Raw genomic sequence first — 19,249 nt, 5'->3', positions numbered from 1 at the left:
ATGCGAATTCAGAAAAAAACCGCCCTGATCGCCGGTCTGCTGATTGTCCTGGCAGCGCTGGGCACCTGGCACCTCACCAAGCCCGCCACGGCAAAACTGGCCGCCCCCACCGCCATCCCCGTGCGTGTGGTCGCCGTCGCCGAAAAAGACGTCCCTCGCTACGTCAGCGGCATTGGCTCGGTATTGTCCCTGCACAGCGTCGTGGTGCGCCCTCAGATCGATGGCATTCTCACCCAAATCCTGGTCAAGGAAGGGCAGCTGGTGAGCAAAGGCGACCTGCTGGCGACCATCGACGACCGCTCGATCCGCGCCAGTCTCGACCTGGCCCGGGCGCAACTGGGCGAAAGCCAGGCGCAGTTGCAGGTAGCGCTGGTCAACCTCAAGCGCTACAAACTGCTGAGCGTCGACGACGGCGTTTCCAAACAGACCTACGACCAGCAACAAGCCCTGGTCAACCAACTCAAGGCCACCGCGCAGGGCAATCAGGCCTCGATCGACGCCGCTCAGGTGCAGCTTTCCTACACACAGATTCGTTCCCCGGTCAGCGGTCGCGTCGGGATTCGTACGGTGGACGAAGGCAACTTCCTGCGAATGAGCGACACCCAAGGCTTGTTCACCGTGACCCAGATCGACCCCATCGCCGTCGAGTTTTCCCTGCCGCAGCAAATGCTGCCGACCCTGCAAAGCTTGATCAACGATCCACAGCGCGCCCGGGTCAAGGCCTACATCGGCGCCGACACCGACGGCGAAACCGGCAACCTGTTGGGCGAAGGCCATCTGACCCTGATCGACAACCAGATCAATGCCAACACCGGGACCATCCGCGCCAAGGCCGAATTCAACAACACCGGGCAGAAACTCTGGCCCGGCCTGCTGGTGACGGTAAAGATTCAGACCGCGCTGGATAAAGATGCGCTGGTGGTACCGCCCACTGTCGTGCAACGCGGACTCGATCAACATTTCGTCTACCGGATCAACGGTGACAAGGTCGAAACCGTCCAGGTGCAGATGGTCTACCAGGGCAGCGGCCAGGACATCATCAAAGGCGTCAAGCCGGGCGATGTGCTGGTCAGCGATGGCCAATCGCGCCTCAAGCCAGGTTCCACCGTCCAGGTACTGACTGACCCGCCGCAAGTGGTCCGGTCGCAGGCGCAACCATGAAGGGGCACGGCTCGGTTTCGGCGTGGTGCATCGATCACCCGGTGGCGACGATCCTGCTGACCTTCGCCCTGGTATTGCTCGGTGTCATCGCCTTCCCGCGACTGCCGATCGCGCCGCTGCCGGAAGCTGAATTCCCGACCATCCAGGTGGCCGCGCAACTGCCCGGCGCCAGTCCGGAAACCATGGCGTCGTCGGTCGCCACACCGCTTGAAGTGCAATTCAGCGCCATCCCCGGCGTGACCCAGATGACCTCGAGCAGCGCGCTGGGCTCGACCAACCTGACCCTGCAGTTCACCCTCGACAAAAGCATCGACACCGCCGCCCAGGAAGTCCAGGCGGCGATCAACACCGCCGCTGGCAAATTGCCCAAGGACATGCCGACCCTGCCCACCTGGCGCAAGGTCAACCCGGCCGACAGCCCGGTGCTGATCCTCAGCGTCAACTCGACCCAGATGCCCGGCACGGAACTCAGCGACCTGGTCGAAACCCTGCTCTCCCGTCAGATCAGCCAGATCGATGGCGTAGGCCAGATCAACATCACCGGTCAGCAACGTCCGGCCATTCGCGTTCAGGCTTCGGCGGACAAACTCGCCGCCATCGGCCTGACCCTGGCGGACATTCGCCTGGCGCTGCAGCAGACCAGCCTCAACCTGGCCAAGGGTGCGTTGTACGGTGAGTCGAGCATTTCGACCCTGTCCACCAACGACCAGTTGTTCCACCCTGAGGAATACAGCCAACTCATCGTTTCCTACAAAGACGGTGCACCGGTTCATCTCAGAGATGTCGCGAAAGTGGTCAACGGCTCGGAAAACGCCTACGTCCAGGCTTGGGCGGGCGATCAACCGGGCGTCAACCTGGTGATCTTCCGGCAACCGGGGGCCAACATCGTCGAGACCGTGGACCGGGTTCAGGCGGCCTTGCCGACGCTGGAGGCCATGCTGCCCGCCTCGGTCCAGGTCGGGGTGCTGGTCGACCGGACCCAGACCATCCGCGCCTCGTTGCATGAAGTGGAATCACCTTGCTGATCGCGATCATGCTGGTGGTCGCGGTGATGGCCATGTTCCTGCGCCAACTGTCGGCGACCTTGATCGTCACCGCAGTGCTCGGAGTGTCGTTGATCGCCAGTTTCGCCCTGATGTACATCATGGGCTTCAGCCTGAACAACCTGACGCTGGTGGCGATTGTGGTGGCCGTGGGGTTTGTGGTCGACGATGCGATAGTGGTCGTGGAAAACATCCACCGGCACCTGGAGGCGGGCGACGGCATGCGCGAAGCGGCGATCAAGGGCGCCGGCGAGATCGGGTTTACCGTGGTCTCGATCAGTTTCTCGCTGGTGGCGGCGTTTATTCCGCTGCTGTTCATGGGCGGCGTGGTCGGGCGGTTGTTCAAGGAGTTCGCCCTGACCGCGACCTCGACCATCATGATTTCGGTGGTGGTGTCCCTGACGCTGGCGCCGACCCTTGCGGCGTTGTTCATGCGTGCGCCGGTGCACCATGCCCACGACAAACCGGGGTTCGGCGAGCGTTTGCTGGCGTGGTACGAGAAAGGCCTGCGTCGCGCCCTCGCCCATCAGACATTGATGATCGGCGTGTTCGGCCTGTCCCTCGTGCTGGCCATCACCGGTTACATCTTCATTCCTAAGGGCTTCTTCCCGGTGCAGGACACCGGCTTCGTGCTGGGCACCACCGAGGCGGCCGCTGATATTTCCTACGGTGACATGGTGAAAAAACACCTGGCGATGGCCGAAATCGTCGCTGCCGACCCGGCCGTGGAAGCTTTTTCCCACTCGGTCGGCGTCTCGGGCAGCAACCAGACCATCGCCAACGGACGCTTCTGGATCTCCCTGAAAAAACGCGGCGACCGCGATGTCTCTGCCAGCGAGTTCATTGACCGGATTCGCCCGCAACTGATGAAAGTCCCGGGCATCGTGCTGTACCTGCGCGCCGGTCAGGACATCAACCTCAGTTCCGGCCCGAGTCGCGCCCAGTACCAATACGTGCTCAAGAGCAACGACGGCGCGACCCTCAGCACCTGGACCCAGCGCCTGACGGAAAAACTGCGCGGCAATCCGGCCTTTCGCGACATTTCCAACGACTTGCAACTGGGCGGCAGCATTACCCACATCAGCATCGATCGTAGCGCGGCAGCACGTTTCGGCCTGACTGCCAGTGATGTCGACGAAGCGCTGTATGACGCCTTCGGTCAGCGGCAAATCAATGAATTCCAGACCCAGACCAACCAGTACAACGTGATCCTGGAACTGGACACCCGACAACGCGGCAAAGCCGAAAGCCTTAACTATTTCTACCTGCGCTCGCCGCTGAGTGGAGAGATGGTGCCGCTCTCGGCACTGGCGAAATTCGATGCGCCGACCATCGGTCCGCTGTCCATCGCCCATGACGGCATGTTCCCGGCCGCCAACCTGTCGTTCAACCTGGCACCCGGCGTGGCCTTGGGCGATGCGGTGATCATGCTCGATCGGGCCAAGGCCGAAATCGGCATGCCGGCGGCCATCAGCGGCAACTTCCAGGGCGCGGCCCAGGCGTTCCAGAGTTCGCTGGCCAGCCAGCCCTGGCTGATTCTGGCGGCGCTGGTGGCGGTGTACATCATTCTCGGCGTGCTCTACGAGAGCTTCGTGCATCCGCTGACGATCATCTCGACCCTGCCGTCGGCGGGGCTCGGCGCGGTGATCATGCTGTGGATCTGGGGCCAGGACTTTTCGATCATGGCGCTGATCGGGCTGGTGCTGCTTATCGGCATCGTGAAGAAAAACGGCATCCTGATGATCGACTTCGCCCTCGAAGCCCAGCGCAAAGGCGGCCTGGCTCCGGAAGAGGCGATCTACCAGGCCTGTATCACCCGGTTCCGGCCGATCATCATGACCACCCTCGCCGCCCTGCTCGGCGCGCTGCCGCTGATGCTCGGTTACGGCACCGGCGCCGAACTGCGCCAGCCCCTGGGGATCGCGGTCGTCGGCGGCCTGCTGGTGAGCCAGGCGCTGACGCTGTTCACCACTCCGGTCATATACTTGTGGCTCGAGCGGCTATTCCATCGACCTGAACCCGCACCGGTACCGGTGCTGGCGACCACAGACTGAGGCGAGGTCATGCGCGTTCTGATTATCGAAGACGAAGAAAAAACCGCGGACTATCTGCATCGCGGCCTGACGGAACAGGGATACACCGTGGACCTGGCGCGCGACGGCGTCGGCGGCTTGCACCTGGCGCTGGAAAGCGACTACGCGGTGATCGTCCTCGACGTCATGCTGCCGGGCCTTGACGGCTTCGGTGTACTGCGCGCATTGCGTGCTCGCAAGCAAACCCCGGTGATCATGCTCACTGCCCGCGAGCGTGTGGAAGACCGCATCAAAGGCCTGCGCGACGGCGCCGACGATTACCTCGGCAAACCTTTTTCCTTCCTGGAGCTGGTGGCGCGCCTGCAAGCCTTGACCCGCCGCAGCGGCGGCCATGAACCGGTGCAAGTCAGCGTCGCCGACCTGTGGATCGACTTGATCAGCCGCAAGGCCACCCGCGCCGGCATTCGCCTGGACCTGACCGCCAAGGAGTTCTCGCTGCTCAGCGTTTTGGCCCGGCGTCAGGGTGAGATCCTGTCGAAAACCGCCATCGCCGAGATGGTCTGGGACATCAACTTCGACAGCGACGCCAACGTCGTCGAAGTCGCGATCAAACGCCTGCGGGCCAAGCTCGACGGGCCGTTCGAAGAGAAACTGCTGCACACCATCCGCGGCATGGGTTATGTGCTGGAGAGCCGTGGTGTCCAGTAACAGCATTGCGCTGCGCTTGAGCGGGATGTTTACGCTGGTGGCGCTCCTGGTGTTTCTGTTGATCGGCTGGGCCTTGTACCAGCAGGTCGATAAAGGCCTGGGCCTGTTGCCCGAAGCCGAGCTGGATGCACGCTACAGCGTGCTCGAATCCACCGTCGGCCGTTACGGCACGCCGGAGCATTGGGTGAAGATCAACAACAAGCTCAAGCTGCTGGGCGAAGAAGACAAGCGCATCAGTTTCTGGATCGTCAGCGGCGACCCCCATTACGAATATGGCAACCTGACACCGCAGATTCGCGCCTTTGCCCAAGGGCCGCTGGGCATGCGAGACCTGAAACTGCCGGATCAGCCTTATCCATTGAAGGTGCTGGTCAGCCAGTTTCCCGCCAAGGATCAGCGACCGCCGCTGCGTTTCATGATCGGCATCGACACCGAAACGTTTTTCCAGACTCAGCACCATTTGTTGATTGCCCTGATCAGCCTGGCGATCATCGGTGTGCTGCTGGCCTCGGCACTCGGCTATTGGGTGGCGCGGATCGGCCTCAAGCCATTGATCAAGCTGTCTCAGGAAGCCCAGCGCCTGGCCCCGCCATTGCGTTCCGGGCGGTTGCGACTGGCCTCACTGCCGCCGGAACTCAATCAGTTCGTCAACTCGTTCAATTCCACCCTCGAACGGGTCGAACAGGCCTACTCGCGCCTGGAATCATTCAATGCCGACGTCGCCCACGAACTGCGCTCGCCACTGACCAATCTGATCGGCCAGACTCAAGTGGCACTGACCCGCGGCCGTTCAGCCGAACACTACTTCGAAGTGCTGCAATCGAACCTCGAAGAGCTTGAGCGGCTGCGTTCGATCATCAATGACATGCTGTTTCTCGCCAGCGCCGACCAAGGCAGCAAGGCCACCAAGCTGACGTCCACCTCCTTGGCGGATGAAGTGGAAACCACTCTGGAATACCTGGATTTCATCCTCGAAGACGCCCAGGTCCAGGTGCAGGTCAGTGGCGATGCCCAGGTGCGGATCGAAATCGCTCATCTGCGGCGCGCGTTGATCAACCTGCTGAGCAATGCCGTGCAGCACACCGAACCCGGGCAAGTGATTCAGGTGCGGATCGAGGTCGAGGAGCATCAGGTCAGCATCGGTGTCGCGAACCCGGGATCGCCGATTGCCAGCGAGCATCTGTCGCGACTATTCGAGCGTTTCTATCGGGTCGATGCTTCGCGCAGCAACAGTGGCAACAACCACGGCCTGGGCCTGGCGATCGTCAAGGCGATTGCACTGATGCATGGCGGAGACGTGTTTGTGCGAAGTGATCACGGCATGAATACCTTCGGCATCCACCTCCCCGTCTGACGCCCCCCCTGTAGGAGTTGGCTTGTCGGATCGCCGCACCGCAGCGAAAACGCCCTCGAGCCTTGCACCACCCATGAAGACGCCTTCGCCAGCAAGCCGGCTCCTGCAGATGCGATCCTTGTGCTTTCCGCAACAGTCCTTTCATGAATCCGCTCTTTTTCCCCGCCTCATTGCGCCTTATCGTTGCCGCACCAAACAGCACTTGCCAAGCAAGAAGGTTTTAAAGATGTCCAACACAATGGGTATTGCCAGCGCTTTCGTTTTGTCCTCGTTGTTCCTGACTCCGGTCGCCATGGCTGAAGAGTCGCAGACTTTCGCCGCGCAAAACAATGCACGAGCTGCAGCGTTCGAAGAGTATCAGAGCGAAATGACGGCCAAGGCTCAGGATGCCGCGCAAACCCCTCAGGCGTCGACCAATCGGGCCCAGACAGGCCTGGAGAAAGACAGCTGACTGTTAGAAAGCACTCTGTTTCCCTCGACACTTTCATCGGCTCTTACCTTTGGAAAGTTGTCTTCAAGCCGCTGCTCTCAGCGGCTTTTTTTCGCCGGTTCGTTGCAATCGCTGTAACGAAAACCGAGTGATAATCGACTGCCCCATCCACTTCTCTGACTCCGGCAACAAAAAAGGCCAGCATGTTTCTCTGGCCTTTTCTTTTATCGGGATTTATACAGGCGCTGTGAACGCAACGGTTTCCGCAGAGCTCTGCTGATTTGAGCACTAGAAATCTCATTACGCCTAATCAGTAGAAGTCAGAACCATGAGTGTGCGCCATGCGATACCTCGCCACCCGATCCGTTCGGCGCGACCGGAACGGATTCTGATTCTCGGCAGTTTGCTGTTGGTGATTGCAATACTGAGCATTGTCGCCTTCCTGCTGATCCGTGAACGCGCCAACGCCGAGTTGTCGGCCACTCGCGCAGCATCCAATATCGTGCAATTGATCGACGCCGACGTGCTGCGCAACGTACAACTCTACGATCTGTCGTTGCTGGGTTTGATTGCCGCCTCGCAGCGTGAAGACCTCAAATCCGTATCCCCGCTCATCCGCCATCTGGCCTTGTTCGACCGCGCCACTGCTGCGCCCTATAAAGGCGACATTTTGTTGCTCGACAACCGGGGCGACGTGATTGCCGACTCGGCCTCGGTGGAACCCAGAAAGGGCAACTTTGCCAACCGTGAATATTTCCAGTCCCATGTGAATGATCGGACCCCGGGGATGTTCATCAGCCGCCCGTTCAGGCCGGCAGAGGCTGAACATGAATGGCGTATCAGTTTCAGCCGCCGGATCAGTGGCACCCAAGGCGAATTCCTGGGCGTGGCCGAAGCCGCCATGCGTTTGAACTACTTTGATCAGTTGTTCAACAGCTTGAACATCGGTCGAGACAGTACCGTCACCCTGATCAGCAAGGACGGTATTCTCCTGGCCCTGGAACCACGTCCGGCCGAAGAGCTGATCGGCAAGGATTTCAGTAACCGTCCCAACTTCCAGCGCATCGTCAAAGAAGGCAACGGCAGCTTCACCAGCATTTCAAGCCGCTATCAGGATGAACGCCTGTACACGTTTTCCCAGGTCGGCAACCTGCCGTTGATCGTCATCGTTGCGCTGTCCAGCGATGAAGTCTATGCGTCGTGGAAGCGCACGGCGCTGGTGGTCAGCCTGGCGACCCTGGCCCTGTGCGTGAGTCTGCTCTGGCTGACCTGGTTGTTCAGCCGGGAATTGCGCCTGCGCCATAACGCCGAGCAGGAGCTGGCGCAACTGGCGGCCACGGATGCGTTGACCGGTCTGGCCAACCGCCGGACCCTGGATCAGGTCCTGCGCCATGAATGGTTTCGTGCCCAACGCTCGGGCATGCCGTTGTCGCTGCTGATGATTGATGCCGACCACTTCAAGGCGTTCAACGATCGCCATGGGCATCAGGGTGGCGATGCTGCGTTGCGCTCGGTGGCCGAAGTGATCAGCGCCCACGTCCGACGTCCGGCGGATCTGGTCGCGCGTTATGGCGGCGAGGAGTTTTCGGTGGTTCTCGCGGAAACCGACAGCCAGGGTGCGCAGCGAATTGCCGAACATATCCGTTCAGCGGTCGAGCAGTTGCCGTTGACGGGGGTTGCAGGGTCGCCGATGACTGTCAGTATTGGTATCAGCACCTGGACCACAAAGAGCGACTTCAGCCTGGAGCAATTGCTGTTTGCCGCGGACAAGGCGTTGTATCAGGCCAAGGACAGTGGGCGTAATCGGGTGGTGGCTGCTGACTGAGACTCTGTGTTACTGCAACTGACGCCTTCGCGAGCAAGCCCGCTCCCACATTGGACCTGTATCGCTCACGGAATTTGTAAACACTGAAGATCCAATGTGGGAGCGGGCTTGCTCGCGAAGAGGCCGGCCCAAACACCACAAAAAACCGGGGCATAAAAAAAGGCCACCCGAAGGCAGCCTTGAAAAACTAGAGAGGTTTTTTGCTTACACCGCCGCAACAGGGCGCATGTAAGAGATCGGTGCAGTGCTGGCGTCTTCGAAAGTCACGACTTCCCAGGCATCTGTCTGCTCAATCAACTTGCGCAGCAACTGGTTGTTCAATGCATGTCCGGACTTGAAGCCCTTGAACTCACCAATCAGGCTATTGCCCAACAGGTAGAGGTCACCAATTGCGTCAAGGATCTTGTGCTTCACGAATTCGTCTTCATAACGAAGGCCATCTTCGTTCAGTACACCATCCGCGTCGACCACAATAGCGTTCTCAACGCTGCCGCCGAGTGCGAGGTTGTGCTTGCGCAGATACTCGATGTCACTCATGAAACCAAAGGTACGGGCGCGGCTGACTTCTTTTACGAACGAAGTGCTGGAAAAATCCACGCTTGCACTTTGTGTGCGGTCACGGAAAACCGGGTGATCGAAATCGATCTCGAAACTCACCTTGAAGCCTTCGAAAGGGACAAAAGTGGCGCGCTTGTCGCCGTCTTCCACTGTCACTTCCCGCAGGATGCGGATGAATTTCTTGGCGGCGTCCTGTTCTTCCAGGCCGGCCGACTGAATCAGGAATACGAAAGGTCCAGCGCTACCATCCATGATCGGAACTTCGGACGCGGAGAGCTCGACGTAGGCGTTATCGATGCCCAGGCCAGCCATGGCCGAGAGCAAGTGCTCCACCGTATCCACTTTGGTATCACCACTGACCAATGTGGTCGACATCGTGGTTTCACCAACGTTTTCCGCGCGGGCAGGAATCTGCACCACAGGGTCGAGATCGGCACGAACAAACACAATGCCGGTATCGACAGGTGCGGGCTTGAGGGTCAGGTATACCTTCTCCCCGGAGTGCAGGCCTACACCTGTAGCACGGATAATATTTTTCAGTGTGCGTTGTTTAATCATGGCTTGGGCCGCTTCAGCGCAAATTGCGAACTGGTATCAACAAAGGCTGGCGATAATAGCAGACCACGCCTTTGCTGAACACCAATCACCTTCATAGCCCTGATACATTCCATCAATCGGCCTGACGACGCAGGAAAGCCGGAATGTCCAGGTAGTCTAGGTCGTCTTGCGGATTCATCTTCGCGGCAGCCGCAGCACCAGCCTGAGCCTGGTTGCGCATGACGGTCGGACGGTCCAGGTCACGGTAGTTTACCGCAGGCGCTTCGTGGCGTGCAGCGGCTTGTTGTTGCGGCTGGGAAGCCATGGAAGTATGAACGGTATTGTCGATGATCTTCACAGGTTTCTCGATTTTCGCGCCCAGACCGGTGGCAACCACCGTCACGTGCAGCTCGTCGCGCATGTCCGGATCGATAACGGTACCGACCTTGACCATCGCGTGCTCGGAAGCGAAGGCTTCGATAATGCTACCCACGTCGGAGTACTCACCCAGGGACAGGTCAGGACCGGCGGTGATGTTCACCAGGATGCCGCGTGCACCTTGCAGGTTCACGTCTTCGAGCAACGGGTTGCGAATGGCCGCTTCGGTGGCCTCGCGTGCACGGTTCGGACCGCTGGCGCAGCCAGTGCCCATCATTGCCATGCCCATTTCGCTCATCACGGTACGCACGTCGGCAAAGTCGACGTTGATCATGCCCGGACGCTTGATGATGTCGGAGATACCGCGAACGGCACCGGCCAGTACATCGTCGGCCTTGGCGAAAGCCGACAGCAGGCTGGCGTCCTTGCCGAGGATGGTCAGCAGCTTCTCGTTAGGAATGGTGATCAACGAGTCAACGCTTTCAGACAGCAGACGGATACCTTCGTCGGCGATCTGCATGCGCTTGCGGCCTTCGAACGGGAACGGACGGGTCACCACCGCAACGGTGAGGATCCCCATTTCCTTGGCCACTTCAGCAATGATCGGCGCAGCACCGGTACCGGTACCGCCGCCCATGCCGGTGGTGATGAACACCATGTTGGTGCCTTGCAGGACTTCGGCAATGCGCTCACGGTCTTCGAGAGCGGCCTGACGACCTACTTCAGGGTTGGCGCCAGCGCCGAGACCTTTGGTCACGCCGGTGCCCAGTTGCAGGATGGTCCGCGCGCCGATGCTTTTCAGCGCCTGGGCATCAGTGTTGGCGCAGATGAATTCAACGCCTTCAATGTTGCTCTTGACCATGTGGTTGACGGCGTTGCCGCCGCCTCCGCCAACACCGATAACTTTAATAACCGGGCTTGCGGGGATGTTGTCTACGAGTTCGAACATTTTCCCTCTCCTCTCATTTCTCTAGTTTTTGCGCCTACTGCCTGTATCTACAACGGTGCTGCGGTAAATCTTTAGAAATTGCCTTGTACCCAGCTCTTGAAGCGATCGAGCAAGGCGACTTTCGGTTCTTCATTGCTGTAGCTGTCGCGGCTGCTGATGCCCGAGAACGAAATCCCGTCGGACTGCTTCTGCAGGCCGTACATCAGCAGGCCCACGCCGGTGGAATAGATCGGGTTGCGGACCACGTCGTCCAGGCCCTTGACGCCATGGGGCACGCCCAGGCGGACCGGCATGTGGAAGATCTCTTCGGCCAGTTCGACCGCGCCTTCCATTTTCGAGGTACCGCCGGTCAGCACGATGCCGGCCGGGATCAGGTCTTCGTAGCCGCTGCGACGCAGTTCGGCCTGAATCAGCGTGAACAGCTCGTCGTAACGCGGCTCGACCACTTCGGCCAGCGCCTGGCGGGACAACTCGCGCGGCGGACGGTCGCCGACGCTTGGCACCTTGATGGTTTCACCGGCACCGGCCAGCTTGGCCAGGGCGCAGGCGTAGCGAATCTTGATTTCTTCGGCGTACTGGGTCGGGGTGCGCAACGCCATGGCGATGTCGTTGGTGACCTGGTCGCCCGCAATCGGAATCACCGCGGTGTGACGGATCGCGCCTTCGGTGAAGATCGCGATGTCGGTGGTGCCGCCGCCGATGTCCACCAGGCACACGCCCAGCTCTTTCTCGTCGTCGGTCAGGACCGAATAGGCGGAGGCCAGCTGTTCGAGAATGATGTCGTCGATTTCCAGGCCGCAGCGACGCACGCATTTTTCAATGTTCTGTGCGGCGTTGACGGCGCAGGTGACCACGTGGACCTTGGCTTCCAGGCGCACGCCGGACATGCCCAGGGGCTCACGCACGCCTTCCTGGTTATCGATCACGTAATCCTGCGGCAGGGTGTGCAGCACGCGCTGGTCAGCCGGGATCGCCACGGCCTGGGCGGCGTCGAGCACGCGCTCAAGGTCGGCGGCGCTGACTTCGCGATCGCGAATCGCCACGATGCCGTGGGAGTTCAGGCTGCGGATGTGATTGCCCGCCACGCCGACGAATGCCGAGTGGATCCGGCAACCGGCCATCAACTGCGCTTCTTCGATCGCGCGCTGGATCGACTGCACCGTGGACTCGATGTTCACCACCACGCCTTTCTTCAGGCCCCGGGACGGATGGGTACCGATCCCGACGATTTCCAGCGTGCCGTCGTCCGAGACCTCGCCGACCAGCGCCACCACCTTGGAGGTGCCGATATCGAGACCGACGATCATTTTGCCGCTTTGCACGTTTGCCATGGGTCCTGCCTCTTCTTAATTCTTCGCGACAGCGGGTTGGGCCGTCGTGGGCGCTACAGGTTCCCGCCAGCCAACAGCGAGGCCGTTGGCGTAGCGCAGATCGATGCGCGCAATGTTCGTAATCTGTTCTTTGAGCGTCTTGTCATAGATGGCAATGAAGCGGCGCATCTTTTCCACCTGGTTGCCGCGTCCCAGCAGCAGTTCGATCCCCGGACCCGCGCTGCCGGCGCCGGTGGTCAGGAACCAGCTGCCTCGATCACGCAACTCCAGGCGTGCGATCGAGAAGCCCAACGGCCTGAGCATCTGGCTCAGCACCTGGTATTGCTGCATCACTTTCTGTTGAGCCCGTTGTGGGCCGAACAGCTGTGGCAAGTGTTCGTAGTTCGCCAGTTCACGCGGGGTGAACGCCTGCCCCTGGTTGTTCAACAGCGATTCATCGCCCCAACGGGCCACCGGCAGTTGTTCTTCCAGGCGGATCACCACTTGATCCGGCCACACCCTGCGCACTTCGGCGTGGGCAATCCATGGCATCTGTTCCAGCTCGGTGCGCATGCCCGCCAGGTCGATGGTGAAGAAACTCGACGCCACGAATGGGGCGATTCGTTGCTGCACCGCTTGCTGGCTGATGTAACTCAAATCGCCCTGCACGGCGATTTTGCTGATCGGCCGATCGGCGTACGGCAGCAAGCGCTGCGCGCCTTCGTAAGTGCCGAAACCCAGTGCTACCAGCAGCACTGGCCAGAACAGGCTTTTGATAAAAGCAAAATTGGCTTTGGGCAGGCGCGCGGACATCGGCTCTTTGGCCACCATTCGGCTGGCACCCCGCGGCACCGGCTTGCGGCCGGTCGGTGCGGGAGGCTGATGTCTCAGCTGGGCGCCTTGCATGGTCTTAACCTCGCGGCTCGTTGTTACTGGCAGCGTTACCGGCAACACTGGCCGCCAGAATCGCCAATACCAGTTGCTGGAAATCCAGGCCGGCGGCACGGGCGGCCATCGGCACCAGGCTGTGATCGGTCATGCCCGGTGCGGTGTTGACTTCCAGGAACCAGAACTGCCCATCGGCGTCCTGCATCACGTCCGCCCTGCCCCAACCGGCAATACCCAGCGCCTCACAGGCTTTGGCCGTGAGGTCCATGAGTTCTTGTTCTTTACTGCTGTCGAGGCCACACGGGATCCGGTACTGGGTATCGTTCGCCACGTACTTGGCGTCGTAGTCGTAGAAGCTGTGCGTCGTGCCCAGGGCAATCGGTGGCAACACCTGGTCACGCAGGGTGGCGATGGTGAACTCCGGACCTTGAATCCATTGCTCGACCAACACTTGCGAATCGTAGGTACTGGCCGCTTTCCAGGCGTCGATCAACTCAGGCGCGGAGGTCACTTTGGCCATCCCGATACTTGAACCTTCATGGGCCGGTTTGACGATCAAAGGGAAGCCCAGTTCCATCGCTGCCGAAATACAATCGGCCTCGCTGCTCAGTACGGCGTGACGTGGCGTCGGAATACCCAGGCTGTGCCAGACCTGTTTGGTGCGCAGCTTGTCCATCGCCAGTGCCGAGGCCAGGATGCCGCTGCCGGTGTACGGAATGCCCAGGCATTCGAGCAGGCCCTGCATGCTGCCGTCTTCACCGCCACGACCGTGGAGGATGATGAAGGCGCGGTCGATCTTTTCATTCAGCAGGCGCTGCAACAGGTCATCGCCGACGTCGAGACCGAACGCGTCGACGCCGGCACTGAGCAGCGCGTCGAGCACCGCGTTCCCCGACTTCAGGGACACCTCACGCTCGGCGCTCTTGCCGCCAAACAGCACGGCGACGCGGCCGAAGTCTTTCGGCGCGACAGTGGAGACGAGGTTGGCGTAAACAGCAGTCATTTCAACTTCCCCACGCTCGGCGCGACAACGGCGCCAGCGAACAACGGACTCTTCATCAGCTTCGGTGCGAGACCACCGATATCACCCGCGCCCTGGCACAGCAGGATGTCGCCGGCACGCAGCAGCGGCTTGACCAGCGGCGCGAGATCGACGCCACGCTCGATGTAGATCGGATCGAGCTGACCGCGCTGGCGGATGCTGTTGCACAGCTTGCGGCTGTCGGCCCCGGGGATCGGCTCTTCGCCTGCGGGATAGACTTCCATCAGCAGCAGGACGTTGGCATCGGCCAATACATTGACGAAATCGTCGTACAGGTCGCGGGTGCGGCTGTAACGGTGCGGCTGGTAGACCATCACCAGACGGCGCTCCGGCCAGCCACCGCGCACGGCTTTGATGACCGCGGCCACTTCGGTCGGGTGGTGACCGTAGTCGTCGACCAGCATCACGTTGCCGCCTTCTACCGGCAATTCGCCGTAGACCTGGAAGCGTCGGCCGACCCCCTGGAACCCGGACAGGCCCTGGACGATGGCTTCGTCGCTGACGCCCTCGTCAGTGGCGATGCAGATGGTGGCCAGCGCGTTGAGCACGTTGTGGTTGCCCGGCATGTTCACCGAGACATCCAGCGGATCGCGATCGGGACGCAGCACGGTGAAGAAGGTCTGCATGCCTTGCTGGCGCACATTGATCGCGCGCACGTCGCAGTCGTCGCCGAAGCCGTAAGTGACGGTCGGACGTTTCACCTGCGGCAGGATTTCACGCACCACCGGATCGTCCAGACACACCACCGCCAGACCGTAGAACGGCAGGTTGTGCAGGAACTCGACGAAGGTTTTCTTCAGTTTGTTGAAGTCACCGTCGTAGGTCGCCATGTGATCGGCGTCGATGTTGGTGACCACGGCCACCAGCGGCTGCAAGTGCAGGAAACTGGCGTCACTTTCATCGGCTTCGGCAATCAGGTAGCGGCTGGTGCCGAGCTGGGCATTGGTGCCTGCCGCATTCAGACGGCCACCGATCACGAACGTCGGGTCCAGGCCACCGGCAGCGAACACCGAAGCGATCAGGCTGGTGGTGGTGGTTTTGCCATGGGTACCGGCGACGGCGATGCCGTGGCGGTAGCGCATCAGCTCAGCCAGCATTTCTGCGCGAGGCACCACCGGAATTCGGCGTTCCAGAGCAGTGGCGACTTCCGGGTTGGAGGTGTTCACGGCACTGGAGGTGACCAACACATCGGCGTTCGCGGCGTTCTCGGCACGGTGACCGATAAAGATCTGGGCGCCGAAGGACTCGAGACGCTCGGTCACCGGCGAAGCTTTCAGGTCGGAACCGGACACTTCATAGCCCAGGTTCAGCAACACTTCGGCAATGCCGCACATGCCCACGCCGCCGATTCCGACGAAGTGGATGCGACGGATGCGGCGCATTTCCGGATGCGGCACGGCTTTCTGATTCTCAACCATGGGCCACCTCCAGGCAGGTATCGACCACGTTACGGGTGGCATCGGGTTTGGCCAGGCGGCGTGCGGCGGTGGCCATGTCAGCGAGTCGTTGTGGTTGCATCAGGACCTCTGTCAGGCGTGCGGCAAGATCCGCTGCGCCAGTCGTTCTTTGTGGCATCAGGAAGGCAGCGCCTTCACGGGCCAAATAATCGGCGTTGCGGGTCTGGTGATCGTCGATCGCGTGGGGCAAAGGCACCAGCATCGAAGGCAGACCGGCGGCCGCCAGTTCACTGATGGTCAACGCGCCTGCGCGGCACACCACCAGGTCGGCCCAGCCGTAGGCTTGGGCCATGTCTTTGATGAAAGGCTGCACTTGCGCCTCGACGCCAGCCGCGCGATAGCGCTCTGCAGTCACTTCATCGTGATTTTTGCCAGCCTGATGAAACACTTCCGGGCGCAGGTCGGGGGCGACTTGCGACAGGGCTTCAGGCAGCAACTTGTTCAACGGTTCTGCGCCCAGGCTTCCGCCCAGGATCAGCAAACGCGCCTTGCGACCGGCCAGGGCAGGTCGCGATGTCTCGAGGAACAGCTCGGTGCGCACCGGATTACCGGTGGTCCGGCGGCTGTCCGACAGGGTAAAGGTGTCGGGGAACGCTTCACAGACTCGGGCGGCAAACGGCACCAGCAACCGATTGGCGGTACCGGCCACGGCGTTCTGTTCGTGAACAATCACCGGCACGCCGGCCAGTTTGGCTGCAACGCCACCGGGGCCGGTCACAAATCCACCAAAGCCGACCGCACACACCGGCTCCAGCTGGCGAATGATCGCCCGTGCCTGCCAAATGGACTTGAGCACCATGAACGGGGCCTTGAGCAGGGACAATTTGCCCTTGCCCCGCAGACCGCTGGCGTTGATCCGGTGCAGCTCGATACCGGCCAGCGGCACCAGCTCGTTCTCGATGCCACGCGGAGTGCCGAGCCAGTGCACGGTATAGCCGCGCGCCTGGAACTCGCGGGCACAGGCCAGCGCCGGGAACACGTGTCCACCAGTGCCGCCGGCCATGATCATGACGTTAGCGCCCATGGTTCGGCTCCTCGGCGAAGTCGCTTTCATGGAACTCCATCTCTTCACTGCCCAGGTGGGTTCGACTCTCCCACTCGATGCGCAGCAACAAGCCGAGACAGGCACAGCAGATCACCAACGAACTACCGCCATAACTGAGGAACGGCAGGGTCAGACCCTTGGTCGGCAGCAGACCGACGTTCACGCCGATGTTGATCAGGAACTGACCGATCCACAGGAACGACAGACCGTATGCCACGTAAGCAGCAAAAAACTGCTTGGCCTTTTCAGCCCATAGTCCGATGTACATGCCACGAACACACACGAAGACGAACAGTGCCACGGTGCACAACGAACCCACCGCACCCAGCTCTTCGGCCAGGACCGAGAACACGAAGTCAGTGTGGGCTTCCGGCAGGTAGAACTGTTTCTGCACGCTGTTGCCCAGACCGACGCCAAGCCATTCGCCGCGACCGAAGGCGATCAATGCCTGGGACAACTGATAGCCGGCGCCGAACTGGTCGGCCCACGGGTCGGCAAAGTTGGTCAGACGCGCCATTCGATAGGGCTGCATCTGAATCAACAGCACCACCGCGCCGACGGCCAGCACCACCATCAGGGAAAAACGGAACAGCCCGACACCGCCAAGGAACAGCATCGCCGCCGCCGCTCCCATCATCACGACGGTGGCACCGAAGTCCGGCTCCATCAGCAGCAGACCCGCCATCGGCAGCAGCACGATGAACGGCTTGAAGAAGCCCATCCAGCTTTCACGCACTTCTTTCTGGCGACGCACCAGATAACCGGCGAGGTAGATCACCACGAACACCTTGGCGATCTCGGAAGGCTGGACGTTGAAGAAACTGAAGCCGATCCAGCGCATCGAACCGTTAACCTCACGGCCGATCCCCGGAATGATCACCATCACCAGCAAGCCGAAGGCACCCAGCAGCATCAGCCAGCCCAGGCGTTGCCAGGTGGCAATCGGGATCATCATGGTGACGATGCAGGCACCCAGGCCCAGCACCACGTAAATAAGGTGGCGAATCATGTAATACAGGGCGCTGCCCGACTGCACGGCCGCCACTTCGGTCGACGCCGAGGCGATCATGATCAGCCCCAGGCCGAGCAGCGTCAGGCAACCGGCGAGCATCGGGAAGTCGAGGTCGATACCGCGCCCGGTGATGAGCGGCGATGGATACGGCTTGATGATGCCTCTCAGGCTCATGCCAGATCCTCCACGGCTTGGACGAACTGGTGACCACGGTCTTCGTAGTTCTTGAACATGTCGAAACTGGCGCAGGCTGGCGACAGCAGCACTACGTCGCCCGGCTGGGCTGCGGCACGGCATTGCTCGACGGCTTCGACCAGGGAGCCGGCGCGGATCAGCGGTACGGTATCGCCGATGGCTTCGCCGATCTTGTCGGAATCGCGGCCCATCAGGACCACGGCGCGGCAGTTGGCCGCCACCGGATCGCGCAGGTCCTTGAACTCGGCACCCTTGCCGTCGCCACCGGCGATCAGCACGAGCTTGCCGTCGATGTCCGCGCCCAGGCCTTCGATGGCCGCCAGTGCGGCGCCCACGTTGGTGGCCTTGGAATCGTTGTAGTAGCCCACGCCGTCGAGGTCGCGGACCCACTGGCAGCGGTGCTCGAGACCGGCGAAGGTGCGCAGGCTCGACAGCATGGCATCGAACGGCAGGCCGACGGCATGGCCCAGGGCCAGGGCTGCCAGCGCGTTGGACTGGTTATGCGCGCCGCGAATCTTCAACTCGCGCACCGGCATCAGGTTCTGGAATTCGAAGGCCAGGTATTTCTCGCCGTCTTCTTCACGGATACCGAAAGCCTTGAAATCGGGTTTGCTCAGGCCGAAGGTCCAGCATGGCTGCCCTTCGCCTATCAACGGACGACTCAGGGCATCCTGACGGTTGACCACGAATTGTCTGGCACCCCGGAAAATCCGGTGCTTGGCCAGGTGATAGGCCGGCAGACCGCTGTAGCGATCCATGTGGTCTTCACTGACATTGAGCACAGTCGCCACTTCAGCGCCGAGGTTATCGGTGGTCTCAAGCTGGAAACTCGACAGTTCCATCACGTACAGCTCGACATCATCGCTGAGCAGGTCCAGCGCCGGCGTGCCGAGGTTGCCCCCGACCGCAACACGCTTGCCCGCCGCAGCCGCCATCTCGCCGACCAGGGTGGTGACGGTGCTTTTCGCATTGGAACCGCTGATGGCGACAATCGGCGCTTTCGCGTTACGCGCGAACAGCTCGATATCGCCGGACAATTTCACGCCACGGGCGGCGGCAGCCTGCAGGGCCGGGGTCGCCAGCGCCAGGCCGGGGCTCACGTAGAGCTCGTCGGCGCGGCACAGGAATTCGACGTCCAGCTCGCCACAACGCACTTCCACGTGCGGATAGTCACGCTTGAGCGTGGCCAGTTCCGGTGGATTTTCCCGCGTATCGGCCACGGCAAACGACACGCCCCGGTTCGCCAGGAAGCGAACCAGGGACATGCCGCTCTTGCCGAGGCCGACAACGATGCGGAAGTGGTCAGAAGCGATCAGAGACACTC

14 protein-coding genes and 1 pseudogene are annotated in these 19,249 nt (G+C 61.1%); 6 read left to right on the top strand and 9 right to left on the bottom strand.

The annotated features are described in order from the left end of the window. From F8N80_RS12545 to F8N80_RS12520, 6 genes and pseudogenes are all read left to right on the top strand, one after another. Nucleotides 1–1,161: an efflux RND transporter periplasmic adaptor subunit gene (locus F8N80_RS12545; protein WP_150746172.1), complete on the top strand. Its 1,161-nt coding sequence runs from the start codon at nucleotides 1–3 to the stop codon at nucleotides 1,159–1,161. Further along, a pseudogene (locus F8N80_RS12540) lies at nucleotides 1,158–4,258 on the top strand (multidrug efflux RND transporter permease subunit). Before F8N80_RS12545 ends, F8N80_RS12540 begins: the two are co-directional and overlap by 4 nt. 9 nt (nucleotides 4,259–4,267) lie before the next feature. Further along, nucleotides 4,268–4,945 carry a heavy metal response regulator transcription factor gene (locus F8N80_RS12535; RefSeq protein ID WP_150783961.1) on the top strand — a complete coding sequence of 226 codons (678 nt, stop codon included), beginning with the start codon at nucleotides 4,268–4,270 and terminating at the stop codon, nucleotides 4,943–4,945. Continuing rightward, on the top strand, nucleotides 4,935–6,299 hold the full coding sequence (locus tag F8N80_RS12530; protein WP_150746175.1) for a heavy metal sensor histidine kinase: 1,365 nt from the start codon (nucleotides 4,935–4,937) through the stop codon (nucleotides 6,297–6,299). The genes F8N80_RS12535 and F8N80_RS12530 overlap by 11 nt, the downstream gene beginning before the upstream one ends. A gap of 226 nt (nucleotides 6,300–6,525) precedes the next feature. Then, a complete protein-coding gene (locus F8N80_RS12525) occupies nucleotides 6,526–6,750 on the top strand; it encodes a hypothetical protein (RefSeq protein ID WP_150746176.1) in 225 nt (74 codons plus the stop codon). 307 nt (nucleotides 6,751–7,057) lie between these two features. Beyond that, the gene (locus F8N80_RS12520) at nucleotides 7,058–8,554 is read left to right on the top strand and encodes a GGDEF domain-containing protein (protein ID WP_150746177.1); all 1,497 of its coding nucleotides are present in this window, start codon (nucleotides 7,058–7,060) and stop codon (nucleotides 8,552–8,554) included. A 204-nt stretch (nucleotides 8,555–8,758) separates the two neighbouring features. Here the strand turns inward: F8N80_RS12520 and lpxC are convergent, their stop codons facing one another. From lpxC to murD, 9 genes are all read right to left on the bottom strand, one after another. Further along, nucleotides 8,759–9,670 (bottom strand): UDP-3-O-acyl-N-acetylglucosamine deacetylase, encoded by a 912-nt coding sequence (lpxC, locus tag F8N80_RS12515; RefSeq protein ID WP_095079844.1) that lies wholly within the window; start codon nucleotides 9,668–9,670, stop codon nucleotides 8,759–8,761. A gap of 112 nt (nucleotides 9,671–9,782) precedes the next feature. Then, on the bottom strand, nucleotides 9,783–10,976 hold the full coding sequence (ftsZ, locus tag F8N80_RS12510) for a cell division protein FtsZ (protein ID WP_150746178.1): 1,194 nt from the start codon (nucleotides 10,974–10,976) through the stop codon (nucleotides 9,783–9,785). Nucleotides 10,977–11,047: 71 nt separating this feature from the next. Next, nucleotides 11,048–12,307 carry a cell division protein FtsA gene (gene ftsA / locus F8N80_RS12505; RefSeq protein ID WP_128873758.1) on the bottom strand — a complete coding sequence of 420 codons (1,260 nt, stop codon included), beginning with the start codon at nucleotides 12,305–12,307 and terminating at the stop codon, nucleotides 11,048–11,050. Between the two features lie 15 nt (nucleotides 12,308–12,322). After that, nucleotides 12,323–13,192 carry a cell division protein FtsQ/DivIB gene (locus F8N80_RS12500; RefSeq protein ID WP_150746179.1) on the bottom strand — a complete coding sequence of 290 codons (870 nt, stop codon included), beginning with the start codon at nucleotides 13,190–13,192 and terminating at the stop codon, nucleotides 12,323–12,325. 4 nt (nucleotides 13,193–13,196) lie between these two features. Further along, complete coding sequence (locus F8N80_RS12495) at nucleotides 13,197–14,177, bottom strand: D-alanine--D-alanine ligase (protein WP_150746180.1); 981 nt, start codon at nucleotides 14,175–14,177, stop codon at nucleotides 13,197–13,199. After that, nucleotides 14,174–15,634 carry a UDP-N-acetylmuramate--L-alanine ligase gene (gene murC / locus F8N80_RS12490; RefSeq protein ID WP_150746181.1) on the bottom strand — a complete coding sequence of 487 codons (1,461 nt, stop codon included), beginning with the start codon at nucleotides 15,632–15,634 and terminating at the stop codon, nucleotides 14,174–14,176. Before murC ends, F8N80_RS12495 begins: the two co-directional genes overlap by 4 nt. Continuing rightward, on the bottom strand, nucleotides 15,627–16,697 hold the full coding sequence (gene murG, locus F8N80_RS12485; RefSeq protein ID WP_150746182.1) for an undecaprenyldiphospho-muramoylpentapeptide beta-N-acetylglucosaminyltransferase: 1,071 nt from the start codon (nucleotides 16,695–16,697) through the stop codon (nucleotides 15,627–15,629). Before murG ends, murC begins: the two co-directional genes overlap by 8 nt. Continuing rightward, nucleotides 16,687–17,904 carry a putative lipid II flippase FtsW gene (ftsW, locus tag F8N80_RS12480; protein ID WP_150746183.1) on the bottom strand — a complete coding sequence of 406 codons (1,218 nt, stop codon included), beginning with the start codon at nucleotides 17,902–17,904 and terminating at the stop codon, nucleotides 16,687–16,689. The genes murG and ftsW overlap by 11 nt, the downstream gene beginning before the upstream one ends. After that, nucleotides 17,901–19,247, bottom strand: coding sequence for a UDP-N-acetylmuramoyl-L-alanine--D-glutamate ligase (murD, locus tag F8N80_RS12475; protein WP_150746184.1), 1,347 nt, complete (start codon nucleotides 19,245–19,247; stop codon nucleotides 17,901–17,903). Before murD ends, ftsW begins: the two co-directional genes overlap by 4 nt. Nucleotides 19,248–19,249 lie beyond the last annotated feature (2 nt).

The organism is Pseudomonas fluorescens (genome assembly GCF_902497995.1).
Classification (GTDB): domain Bacteria; phylum Pseudomonadota; class Gammaproteobacteria; order Pseudomonadales; family Pseudomonadaceae; genus Aquipseudomonas; species Aquipseudomonas fluorescens_BK.
This window is presented reverse-complemented; position numbering and strand designations above follow the sequence as displayed.

Bases quoted from the DNA above. Each gene is read 5' to 3' on its own strand.
- ftsZ (WP_150746178.1), bottom strand. From the start codon at position 10,976: ATGTTCGAACTCGTAGACAACATCCCCGCAAGCCCGGTTATTAAAGTT.
- F8N80_RS12545 (WP_150746172.1), top strand. From the start codon at position 1: ATGCGAATTCAGAAAAAAACCGCCCTGATCGCCGGTCTGCTGATTGTC.
- F8N80_RS12520 (WP_150746177.1), top strand. From the start codon at position 7,058: ATGAGTGTGCGCCATGCGATACCTCGCCACCCGATCCGTTCGGCGCGA.
- lpxC (WP_095079844.1), bottom strand. From the start codon at position 9,670: ATGATTAAACAACGCACACTGAAAAATATTATCCGTGCTACAGGTGTA.
- ftsW (WP_150746183.1), bottom strand. From the start codon at position 17,904: ATGAGCCTGAGAGGCATCATCAAGCCGTATCCATCGCCGCTCATCACC.
- F8N80_RS12535 (WP_150783961.1), top strand. From the start codon at position 4,268: ATGCGCGTTCTGATTATCGAAGACGAAGAAAAAACCGCGGACTATCTG.
- F8N80_RS12495 (WP_150746180.1), bottom strand. From the start codon at position 14,177: ATGACTGCTGTTTACGCCAACCTCGTCTCCACTGTCGCGCCGAAAGAC.
- F8N80_RS12525 (WP_150746176.1), top strand. From the start codon at position 6,526: ATGTCCAACACAATGGGTATTGCCAGCGCTTTCGTTTTGTCCTCGTTG.
- murG (WP_150746182.1), bottom strand. From the start codon at position 16,697: ATGGGCGCTAACGTCATGATCATGGCCGGCGGCACTGGTGGACACGTG.
- murC (WP_150746181.1), bottom strand. From the start codon at position 15,634: ATGGTTGAGAATCAGAAAGCCGTGCCGCATCCGGAAATGCGCCGCATC.
- F8N80_RS12500 (WP_150746179.1), bottom strand. From the start codon at position 13,192: ATGCAAGGCGCCCAGCTGAGACATCAGCCTCCCGCACCGACCGGCCGC.
- ftsA (WP_128873758.1), bottom strand. From the start codon at position 12,307: ATGGCAAACGTGCAAAGCGGCAAAATGATCGTCGGTCTCGATATCGGC.